Origin of the sequence: Flavobacterium hercynium (assembly GCF_002217285.1) — a bacterium.
Taxonomy (GTDB): domain Bacteria; phylum Bacteroidota; class Bacteroidia; order Flavobacteriales; family Flavobacteriaceae; genus Flavobacterium; species Flavobacterium hercynium.
Window position 1 is genome coordinate 62,226 of the sequence record NZ_MUGW01000026.1, and the last position, 12,907, is coordinate 75,132.

The following is a 12,907-nucleotide window of genomic DNA, read 5'->3' on the forward strand; positions in this document are numbered from 1 at the left end:
AGTTGGAAAAGATGAAACAAGTTACGGAGAATGATATAGCAATCATAGGAATGTCGGGACGTTTTCCTGACGCTAAGAATATTGAACAATATTGGCAAAATCTCGTTGCAGGTGTAAACAGCATCAATCCCGCAACAGAGGAAGAAATTATTGCTTCAGGTGTTTCTAAAGAAGTTTTGAACCACAAACGCTTTGTTAATGTGAGTTCAAAATTAGAAGACGCCAAGTATTTTGATGCTGATTTTTTTGGTTTAGCCAATAGCGAAGCCGTAATTATGGATCCACAAATCAGGTTGTTGCTGCAAACCAGCTGGCACGCCATCGAAGATGCAGGTTATGACATGAGCAGGTTCGAAGGATCTGTTGCCAACTTTTGCGGTATGTCGACCAACTCTTATTTAATGAGCGTTCTAAAAACGATATCTCCTACGGAACAAAACGATCTTTTGCTGTACAGAATCTTAAACGAAAAAGACTTTCTGGCAACCTGGATATCGTATAAATTAAATCTAACAGGTCCTGCAATGACGGTGCAAACAGCTTGTTCGACTTCATTGCTGGCGGTTCATTTGGCTTGTCAGAGTTTATTGAGTTACGAATGTGATATGGCTTTGGCGGGAGGTGTATCTTTTGATTCGAATGAGAAAATCGGATACATACACATGCCGGAATCCATTTATTCTAAAGATGGTGTTTGCCGTCCTTTTGACAGCAAAGCAACCGGAACCATTAGCGGTGACGGTGTGGGTTCTATTGTATTAAAGAGAGCCACAGAAGCCCTTAAAGACAATGATCATATTTATGCTTTAATTAAAGGAAGTGCTACCAACAACGATGGCGCAAACAAACAAGGTTATACAACGCCAAGTGTCGATTTTCAGCGTGATGTCATTTTAGAAGCCTTGTCTATTGCAGATATTAATCCGGAAACCATCGGAATGATTGAGGCACACGGCACAGGAACGTATATTGGAGATCCAATTGAAGTTTCGGCATTAACCGAAGCTTTTAGAGAGTTTACAACAGAAAATCAATACTGTGCGATTGGTTCTGTAAAAAGTAACATTGGACATTTAGATGCAGCAGCAGGAATAGCTTCTATAATCAAAGCAGCTTTGTGTGTAAATAAAGGTGTTTTAGTACCAAGTCTTAATTTTACGGAAGCCAATCCGGCTTTAAATTTAAATACATCTCCTTTTTATGTAAGTCAGAAAAATGCCGCCTGGCCAAAACATTTTGAATTACGCAGAGCAGGAGTAACGTCATTAGGCGTTGGCGGAACAAACGTTCATATCATATTAGAACAGCCACCAGTTATAGTACAGGATGAGGTAGAAAATCATCCGCATGTACTTGCATTATCTTCTTTAAACGAAGAAAACCTTCAATTACAAAAACAAAAATTACACGATTATATAGATGCAAATGCTAACGTAGCGTCTGCTGATTTAGAGTTTACAAGTCTTTACGGAAGAAAAGCAATGCCACATCGTTTTACAGCTGTTTTTAAGGATAAAGAAGAATTAAAAACACAACTAAACGGAACACAAAATGATGGTTGTTACGAAGGCTTCGGTGCAGCAGCACAAAGTATTTTTATGTTTCCGGGTCAAGGAAGTCAATACCATAATATGGCGATTGAATTGTATCAGAGTAATGATGCTTTCAAAAAAGACATGGAATATTGTTTTGACTATTTAAAAGCTTTAAGTCCGGTTAATTTCAAAGAAATTATCTTCTCTGAAGAAAATACACTTTTAGACCAGACTGAAAATACGCAGATAAGCTTATTTATCGTAGAATATTGCTTAGCCAAAGAACTTTTAAGATCAGGCATTAAGCCAAATGCCATTATTGGACATAGTTTAGGAGAATATGTAGCGGCTTGTATTTCAGGTTGTATTTCCTTAGACGATGCATTAAAATTAGTTTGCCACCGCGGAAGATTAATGGGGATGATGCCGGAAGGTGCTATGCTTTTAGTACAATCGACAGAAAGTGAATTACAATCATTGTTGTTAGATACTGTAGCTATTTGTGTGTACAATACAGATGATAATCTGGTAATTGGAGGCTCAAAATCGGTGATCGACCAACAAGCAGCTGTTTTAGACCAAAACAATATCTTACACCGAACTTTAAAAGTATCGCATGCGTATCATACACACATGATGCACGATGCTTTAACGGCATACGAAAAAGTACTTTCTGAAGTAAAGTTTAATAAGTTCGACGCAGTAATTTTTTCAACCTATACGGGCAATCTGGTAGAACAGAAAGATTTTTGTTCTAAAGAATATTGGTTAAACCAAATTATTCATCCGGTTAAATTTTTACAGGCAGCTAAGAATGCAGCAGCTTATTTTTCGAATCCTGTTTTTATAGAAGTAGGACCCGGAAATGGTTTGTCGTCTTTTGTGAAATCTATTTTCAGCAACAAAATTAGTGCAGTTAATTTACTTCCAAAACCATCTGTAAAAAAGAATGCACTGGATACTTTTTATGCTTCAAAAGCCATTCTTTTAGCAAAAGGAGTACAGTTTGATTTGCCTTTGGTACATAGCGGAAAAAGAATTTCGATGCCGGGTTACGCCTTTTCTAAAAACAGATTCTGGAAGCCTAAAATCAATATCAGTCACGAAAATTTTGATGAAATCACAGCATCGTATCATTACACTAATACACAATATCAGAAAAACAGGTTGCGCTCCTCTGTAGAAATTCAGCTTGATGATATAAATCAAATCTCTGAGGAAAAGTTAAACGATTTAAACAAGCTGCATACTGAATATCTGAACAATATTAAAAAGCTTTTTCCATCGCAAAACAGCATCAATAATACAGTTGAAGCATTGTATGATGAGATTGTGGAAGAAAGCGCAACAACTTCAGCAACAGCGGTGAAACAAAGCGAAAAAAGAAATGTAAGCAATGTATTTGTTGCACCAGATACTAACACTGAAAAGATTATAGCAGAATATTGGGGGGATATATTAGGCTATAATCCGGTAGGTGTATTAGACAATTATTTTGAAGTAGGCGGAAACTCTTTGTTAGCTACAAAACTATTGACTCAATTATCAGACAGGTTCGAAATCAACTTATTATTTAGAGAATTATCAGAGTGTATCTCGATCAAAGAATTGGCGGTTTTAGTAGACTCAAAAGTGACTATTAAAGACTTAGTAGGATCGGTAGAAGTAGAGAATGATACTATTGGCAATAATTATATTGAATTATGAGTATAGAAATATTATTAAAAGAGCTGGTTGATAATAACGTAAAACTTTCTGTGCGGGAAGACAAACTTTTTTGTCAGTTACCCGATGCAGGAATCGATGATAAACTTTTAGGATCACTAAAAGAACACAAAGAAGCATTAAAAAAAATGTTACTGGAAAAAACCAGTTTCAAAAAAAATCAGTCGATTCCAAAGACCGCTGAACAAAAGAGTTATTCCTTAACGGCTTCTCAGAAAAGATTATGGGTACTAAGTCAGTTCGAGGGAGGATCGCAGGCCTACAATATGTCATTTGTTACAAAAATAACAGGTGATCTTAATTTTTATTTTTTCGAAAAAGCATTTCGGGAACTTATTGCACACCATGAAATTCTAAGAACAGTTTTCAAATCTGATGAGGAAACACTGGAAGTCAGACAAAATATCGTGCCGGCAAACGAAATTTATTTTAGTGTAGAAACGCTGGATTATTCTACAATTGCAGATAGTCCTCAAAAAATAGAAGAATACCTTGATGCTAAAAATAAGGAAGCATTTGATTTAGAAAATGGTCCTCTTTTGAGTGTTACATTAATTAAGATAACGGAAAATGAATTCGTTTTTCTATTAAGTATGCATCATATCATCAGCGATGGCTGGTCTATGGAAGTTATTGTTGCTGAGGTTGTTCAGCGATACAATACGTTATTGGCAGGAAAAGTACATGGAGTTCCTGTGCTGGGACTTCAATACAAAGATTATGCTGTTTGGGTAGAAGCAGAAAAACAAAGTCCAAAATATAAGGAAGCAGAACAATACTGGGTAAACAAATTTGCAGGAGATCTGACTTCGCTTACTTTACCGGTTTCGAGACAAAGACCGGCTATCCAGACTTTTAATGGAAATACGATATCACATTTATTTTCAGAAACCCTTACCGCTAAAATAAAATTGTTTTCAGAAGACAATGGTGTGACCTTATTTACAACCTTAATGACTATTGTAAATGCGTTACTGTACCGCTATTCCGGTCAGGATGATATTATTGTGGGAACTCCAGTAGCAGGGCGTGAACATCCGGATTTAGAAAGACAAATCGGATTGTACGTAAATACACTGGCGATACGAACACAGTTTAATGAAAAAAACACTTTTGCGGAGCTTTTGCAAATAGAAAAAAACAACCTGATTGCAGCCAATGAACACCAAATGTATTCACTGGACGAATTGGTGCAGAAATTGAGTTTAAAGAGAGACCAACGACGTTCTGTTTTGTTTGATATTATGGTCGTATATCAAAATCAATCGTCATTAAATTTAGGCAGTAAAAAAGAAGATGCTGACAATCTTTCGTTTGAAAAATACAATCTTCGCAAAAACACTTCTCAATTTGATATTAGTTTTAATTTCTCAGAATCCAATAACCAATTAGAATTAAACGCAGAATACAATACAGATATTTATGACGCAGCTCTGATAGAGCGCATGTTTGATCATTTTCATCTTTTTGCAACGAAAGCTTTAGCGTATCCAAATCTTTTTATTGAGGAAATTGATTATTTAACAGCGGCTGAAAAGCAACAACTTTTATTTGAATTTAACGATACTACTGTCGATTATCCAAAAGACAAGACTATTGTTGATTTGTTTGAGGAACAGGCAGCGAGAACACCACATAATGTAGCGGTATCTTTTGGAGATATTACCTTGACCTACAAAGAACTTAATGAGCAAGCCAATCAGCTGGCACATTATTTAAGAGCAAATTACGCCATACAGCCAGACGATTTAGTTGGAATAAAACTGGAAAGAAGCGAAAAGATGATCATTGCGATCTTCGGAATTCTAAAATCAGGAGGTGCTTATGTGCCAATTGATCCGGATTATCCGCAAGACAGAATCGAATATATCGAAAAAGACAGCAATAGTAAACTTGTTATTGATGACAATGTATTAGCATTATTTTATGCAAATCACGAACAATATGCAGCCTCTAATATCGAAAAAATCAATTCGCCGGATGATTTGATCTACGTAATCTATACTTCCGGTACAACCGGAAATCCTAAAGGAACATTACTGGAACATAAAAATGTAGTAAGGCTGTTTTTTACAGACAAACCCTTATTTGACTTTAATGAGAAGGATGTCTGGACCATGTTTCACTCGTATAGTTTTGATTTCTCTGTCTGGGAGATCAACGGAGCATTGTTATTTGGAGGGAAATTGATAATGGTTCCTAAACAAATTGCTCAAAATACACCGGCATTTTTAGATTTAGTAGAACAGGAAGGTGTAACGGTTTTAAATCAGACACCCTCTGCATTTTATAATGTAATCAATAGTGAAAAGTCGGGAGAAAAAAAATGTAATACGCTTAGATATGTCATTTTTGGAGGAGAAGCTTTAAATCCGACACTTTTATCAGACTGGCACAGGAAATATCCCAATGCCAAACTTATTAATATGTACGGGATAACGGAAACCACAGTGCATGTTACGTACAAAGAAATAACAGAAAAAGAAATACATTCAGAACAATCTAATATTGGTAAACCCATTCCAACACTAAAATGCTACATTTTAGATGCCAACAAACGTATGGTTCCTATTGGTGTTACAGGTGAGTTGTATGTAGCCGGATTAGGTTTAGCCAGAGGATATTTTAATCTTCCTGAATTAACGGCTAAAAAATTCATTTCAAATCCTTTTACAGAAGGCGAAAGGTTATACGACTCAGGCGATTTAGCCAGTTGGCTGCCCGACGGTAACATCGAGTATTTTGGACGAAAAGACCATCAGGTAAAAATAAGAGGTTACCGCATTGAGTTAGGAGACATCGAGAATGCCATTTTGCAATACTCAGCTGTTTTAAAACAAGTAGTTGTAGATGTAAAAGTAAACAATCAGGAAAAAATACTGGTTGCTTATCTGGTATCTGATGCTGTGATCGACAGGTCAGAACTGCGTACTTTTCTGCAGGCAAAATTACCGGATTATATGATTCCGGGATTCTACATAACGCTGGAAGTATTGCCATTAACTCATAATGGGAAAATTAACAGAAAAGCATTACCAAACATTTCTGAGCAGGATATTGTAAAGAAAGAATATGAAGCACCAAGAAATGCAACAGAAGAGATTCTGACCACGATATGGCAGGAAATGATGGGTATTGAAAAAATAGGTATTGCTGATAATTTTTTCGATTTGGGCGGACACAGTTTAATTGTAGCGCAGGTCATCAACAGAATTCATAAAGAACTTGGTCAGACCGTATCATTCACCGCTTTTTTTGAAAAACCAACGATTGGTGATTTAAGCGCACAATTGCAAAAGAACGATTATTTGGCAATACCAAAAACGAAGGAGGCAAATTCCTATCCGTTAACAGCTTCTCAAAACAGATTATGGATATTGAGTCAGCTTGAAGGCGGTTCATTGGCATACAACATACCGGCTGCAGTAAAGCTAACAGGAAGTGTAGATGTAAATAAATTCAATGAATCATTCCGTTTGTTGATCGATCGTCATGAGATTTTAAGAACAAGCTTCAAAACCAATGAAAATGGTGATGTCGAACAATTTATAACACCTTCCAAAAAAATAAACTTTTCAATCGCGGAAAAAGATTTTAGTACAGCTGATCATCAGGAAAATCAGATCGCGGTTTATTTTCAAGAAACAGTAAATACACCTTTCAATTTAGAACAAGCGCCTTTGGTAAGAGCCAGTTTAATTAAAATAGCGTCTGATGAATATGTGTTTTTCTTATGCCTGCATCATATTATTGGTGATGGCTGGTCTATAGAATTGTTAATTTCAGAAATTGTAAAAAGCTACAATGCGCTGTCACAAAAGAAAACAGTAAAGCTTCCGGAATTAAACATTCAATATAAAGATTATGCAGTATGGCTAAATGAAGCTTTGCAGCAGGAAAAATATCAGAAATCAGAAGAGTATTGGCTGGAACAATTTGCAGGAGAATTACCGGTTCTAGATTTACCAAGTTTTAAGACACGACCTTCAGTACAAACGTATAACGGAGATTACAGCACACATCAATTTCCGAAATCACTTTTAGAAAAATTAAAGACATTTTCAAAAGAGCAGGACGTTACTTTGTTTATGACATTAATGGCGGGAGTAAACGCTTTATTGCATCGTTACACAGGCTCAGACGACATTATTACAGGAACACCAATTGCAGGAAGAGAACATCCGGATTTAGAAAACCAAATTGGATTATACCTCAACACGCTTGCGATACGCACAAGACTAAAAGAGAAAAGCAGTTTTCTGGATTTAATTTTAAATCAAAAAGAAACGTTACTAAATGCCTACGATCATCAAAGTTATCCTTTTGATGCCTTAGTGGGAAAATTAAATTTAAAGCGCGACGCCAGCCGTTCTGCTTTGTTTGACGTTTTGGTCGTATTGCAAAATCAGGCACAGCTGAACAACCTGAAGACAGAAGAACTGGTAAATCTTACAATAAGCGATTATAGTTTTCCGAGAAAAACAGCCCAGTTTGACATCAGTTTTACTTTTGCAGAAGCAGAAAGCTTAAATCTTACTATTGAGTACAATACTGATATTTATGATAGCAGTTTGATCGAAAAAATGTTTGTGCATTTTGAAAATTTGTTAAACCAATTTTTAGAAGAACCACAATCGCTAATAGCAGAAACTGTTTATATCACAGACTCAGAAAAACAACAAGTATTATTTGATTTTAATGCTACTTCGATCGAATATCCAAAAGATAAAACGGTAGTAGATTTATTTGAAGAGCAAGCAGTTAAAACGCCAAATAAAGTAGCAGTTATTTTTGAAGATGTAACCTTAACTTATGCTCAGTTAAACGAACAAACCAATCAGTTAGCACATTATTTACAAGATAATTACAAAATAAAAGCAGATGATCTGGTTGGGATAAAGCTGGACAGAAGCGAACGAATGATCGTGGCAATCTTCGGAATACTAAAAGCAGGAGGTGCTTACGTGCCACTTGATGTTACCTATCCGGAAGAAAGAATCGCCTATATCGCAAGCGATGCCAGGCTAAAACTTATTATTGATGAAATAGAGTTTGAAAAATTTAGCGTAGTAAATGACTCTTTACCTAAAACAGCTCCAAAAGTGAGCGGTTTAATCGATCATTTAGCATATTGTATTTACACTTCAGGATCTACGGGAAAACCAAAAGGCGTACTAAATCACCATGCAGGATTGTACAATCGTTTGTTGTGGATGAAAGCCTATCTGGAAGTAGGAGAGAACGAAGTATACCTTCAAAAAACACCGTATACGTTTGACGTTTCGGTTTGGGAATTAATTTTGCCTTTTATGACCGGAAGTACGCTTGTTATAGCAAAACCGGAAGCACATAAAGATGCGGTTTATTTACAAAATATAATTAACGAAAAGCAAGTAAGTGTTATTCACTTTGTGCCTTCTATGCTGAATGCTTTTTTAGTAGAAGCAGAAGCAACAAAAACAAGCAGTTTAGCACATGTTATTTGTAGCGGAGAAGAATTGTCTGTTTTAACAGCTCACAAATGCAAAGAAATTATAGAAAACGCACAATTGCATAATTTATATGGTCCAACCGAAGCTTCTATCGACGTTACAGCTATAAACTTAACGAAAGTCAATGTGTTGCAGGAAGGTGTAAGCATAGGTAAACCAGTTTCGAATACCAGTATTTATATTGTAAACGACGCATTCGGATTACAGCCTGTTGGCGTGCCAGGAGAATTGCTGATCTCAGGAGTACAAGTTGCAAGAGGATATCTGAATCTTCCGGAATTGACACAAGATCGTTTTATAGCAGATCCCTTTAAAAAAGGCAATCAGATTTACAGAACAGGAGACGTTGCGTATTGGAAAGCAGATGGTTCCATTCAGTACCTGGGAAGAATAGACAATCAGGTAAAGATAAGAGGAAACAGAATCGAGCTGGGTGAGATCGAGAAAGTATTGATGGAGCACGAAGCAATCAATCAAGCTGTTGTTATTGCCAAAAAGTATAATGACGAAAAGGTATTGGTAGCGTATTATTTGTTTGCAAAAGATACTACAATAGACAAAGCAGAAATTCGTGATTATCTACAGCAAAGACTTCCTGCTTATATGCATCCGGGCTTCTATGTAGAATTAGAAACGTTGCCAATGACATCCAGCGGTAAAGTCAACCGAAATGGATTGCCTGATATCGAAGACAATGACCTTATTCGACGTCAGTATGCAGCACCTCAAAATGAAACTGAAGAAAAATTGGTCGCCATTTGGAGTGAAGTATTGCGTGCGCAGGAAATTGGAACTGCAGATGATTTCTTTGCCTTAGGAGGACACAGTTTAATGGTCGCTCAGGTCATCAATCGAATCTATAAACAATTGGGTCAAACTGTATCGTTTAGTGCTTTTTTCGAAAACCCAACCATTCAGGGATTAAGTCAGCGTTTGCAAAACAATGAGTATCAAGCGATCCCAAAAGCTACGGAAGATGCATCTTATCCGTTAACCGATTCTCAAAGTAGGTTGTGGATTTTGAGTCAACTGGAAGGTGGTTCACAGGCTTACAATATGCCGGCAGCGGTAACATTAAGTGGAACTTTAGATAGTAGTAAATTCAATGAATCGTTTCAGTTGCTAATTGATCGTCATGAGATTTTAAGAACTGGTTTCAGAACCAATGAAAATGGTGAGGTCCGACAATATATTGCGCCTTCAGAAGAAATCAATTTTGGAATAACAGAAAAGGATTTCAGAGCGATAGGACAACCAGAGAATGCGATTGCAAATTATTTGGAGCAAATTATCAATACAGCTTTCAATTTAGAGAAAGCACCATTATTAAATGCCAGTTTAATTCAAACAGAAGAAGACCAGCACGTGTTTTTCTTGTGTGTACATCATATTATTGGCGATGGCTGGTCGACAGAATTGCTGATAACAGAAGTGGTACAAATCTATAATGCTTTAACGCAGGGTACACAGGTTAACCTGCCTGTGCTCAACATTCAGTACAAAGATTATGCGGTATGGCTTAAAAGTGCTTTACAGCAAGAAAAATATCAGGTATCAGAACACTATTGGCTGGAGCAGTTTGCCGGAGAATTACCGGTTTTAGACCTGCCAAGTTTCAAAACACGTCCTTTAATACAAACTTATAACGGAGATTATCGTACGCATCAATTTTCAGGAGCGTTTTTAGAGCAGTTAAAATCGTTCTCAAAAGAGCAGGACGTTACCATATTCATGACCTTAATGACGGGGGTAAATGCTTTATTGCATCGCTATACAGGCTCAGATGATATAATTGTAGGAACTCCAATTGCAGGAAGAGAACACCCGGATTTAGAAAATCAAATGGGATTGTATCTTAACACGCTTGCAATACGCACCAGATTACAAGAAAAAAGCAACTTTTTGACTTTGCTAAGGGATCAGAAAGAAACTTTATTAAAAGCGTACGATCATCAAAGTTATCCTTTTGATGCCTTAGTGGGCAAATTAAACTTAAAACGTGATACGAGCCGTTCCGCCTTGTTTGATGTATTGGTTGTGTTGCAGAATCAGACACAATTAAATAATCTCAACACAGAAGAACTGACAAGTCTGAAAGTAAGTGACTATGATTTTGATAAAAAAACAGCTCAGTTCGACATGAGTTTTACTTTTATTGAAAAAGGAGAATTAGGACTCAAAATTGATTACAATACCGATATTTATGATGCCTATCTAATCGAAAGAATCTTTGTTCATTTTGAAAACTTGCTAAGCCAGTTTTTAGAACAGCCACAATCGCTTATAGCAGAAGCAAATTACATCACAGCCTTAGAAAAGCAAGAAGTATTGTTTGATTTTAATGCTACTGCAATCGACTATCCAAAAGATAAAACGGTATTGGATTTATTTGAAGAACAAGCAGCAAAAACACCAAATAAGGTTGCCGTTATTTTTGAAGATGTAACGCTAACTTATGCTGAACTCAATGAGCAAACCAATCAATTAGCGCATTATTTACGAGATAATTACAAAATACAAGCCGATGATTTAGTTGGTATACAACTCGACAGAAGCGAATTGATGATCATTGCGATCTTCGGAATATTAAAAGCAGGAGGTGCTTACGTACCAATTGATGTGACTTATCCGGAAGAAAGAATCGCATATATAGCAAGCGACGCTAAGCTGAAACTTTCTATTAATGAAAATGAGTTTGTAAAATTCAGAGCAGTACAGGAATCATTTCCAAAAACAGCTCCAAAATTGAGCGGTTTAATCGATCATTTAGCGTATTGCATTTACACCTCAGGATCTACAGGAAATCCAAAAGGTGTATTAAATCACCATGCCGGATTGTACAATCGTTTGTTGTGGATGAAAGCGTACTTAGAAGTAGGAGAGAAGGAAGTGTACCTTCAAAAAACACCGTATACGTTTGACGTTTCAGTTTGGGAACTTATTCTGCCTTTTATGACCGGAAGCACGCTTGTTATCGCAAGGCCGGAAGGGCATAAAGACACCGCTTATTTACAGGGAATTATCAGCGAAAAGCAAGTGAGCATTATTCATTTTGTGCCTTCCATGTTAAATGCATTTCTATTGGAAGCAGACAAAGAAAAATGCAGCAGTTTAGAACATATTATCTGTAGCGGAGAAGAGTTGTCTGTACTTACAGCAGCAGAATCTAAAGAAAGATTTAAAAATGCACAACTGCATAATTTATACGGTCCAACCGAAGCCTCTATCGACGTTACCGCAATAAACTTAAGTAACGTAGATGTTTTGCAGGAAGGTGTAAGCATCGGTAAACCTGTTTCGAATACCAGTATTTATATCGTAAACGATGCATTCGGTTTACAGCCTGTTGGCGTACCAGGAGAATTGCTGATTTCAGGAATACAAGTCGCGAGTGGATATCTGAATCTGCCGGAATTGACAAAAGATCGTTTTATAGCAGATCCTTTCAAAACAGGCAACGCCATATACCGTACAGGCGATGTTGCGTATTGGAAACCGGACGGCTCCATTCAATACCTGGGCAGAATGGACAATCAGGTAAAAATTAGAGGAAACCGAATTGAGCTTGGTGAGATCGAAAAAGTATTGATGCAGTATGATGGCGTAAATCAGGCGGTTGTGATTGCTAAAAATTATAAGAATGAAAAAGTACTTGTAGCATACTACCTGCTTGAAAACGAGACTGAAATCGACAAAGCAGCCATTCGTATTTATTTACAGGAAAAACTGCCTTCGTATATGCATCCCGGTTTTTATGTGGAGTTAGAAAACTTACCCATGACTTCCAGCGGAAAAGTCAATCGCAATGGTTTGCCGGATATCGTAGACAACGATTTGATCCGACGTCAGTATGTAGCGCCCCGAAATGAAACTGAAGAAAAACTGGCCGCTATTTGGAGCGAAGTTCTGGATGTTGAAAAAATAGGTGTCGAAGATGATTTCTTTGAACTGGGAGGACACAGCTTAAAACTAATAAAACTGTATGAGCTAATTAAAAAAGACGTATCGCAGGACGTAAATGTGACGCATTTATTTTCGATGACCACGATTCATTTGCAGGCACAGTTTATCAACAAGCATTTATCAAGTTCTACAAAAGAGGAGAATGTGAACATTGTAGAAATTGATTTTTAAAATAATTATAAAAGACAGAAA

Annotated in this window: 2 protein-coding genes; both read left to right on the forward strand. The window is 36.7% G+C overall.

Annotated elements, in window-relative coordinates; genetic code table 11:
* The first annotated feature begins 11 nt into the window (after positions 1-11).
* Positions 12-3,242 (forward strand): type I polyketide synthase, encoded by a 3,231-nt coding sequence (locus tag B0A66_RS13340; protein WP_089050343.1) that lies wholly within the window; start codon positions 12-14, stop codon positions 3,240-3,242.
* Positions 3,239-12,886 (forward strand): non-ribosomal peptide synthetase, encoded by a 9,648-nt coding sequence (locus B0A66_RS13345; RefSeq protein ID WP_089050344.1) that lies wholly within the window; start codon positions 3,239-3,241, stop codon positions 12,884-12,886. The genes B0A66_RS13340 and B0A66_RS13345 overlap by 4 nt, the downstream gene beginning before the upstream one ends.
* The last annotated feature ends 21 nt before the right edge of the window (positions 12,887-12,907 follow it).

Bases quoted from the DNA above. Each gene is read 5' to 3' on its own strand.
- B0A66_RS13340 (WP_089050343.1), top strand. From the start codon at position 12: ATGAAACAAGTTACGGAGAATGATATAGCAATCATAGGAATGTCGGGA.
- B0A66_RS13345 (WP_089050344.1), top strand. From the start codon at position 3,239: ATGAGTATAGAAATATTATTAAAAGAGCTGGTTGATAATAACGTAAAA.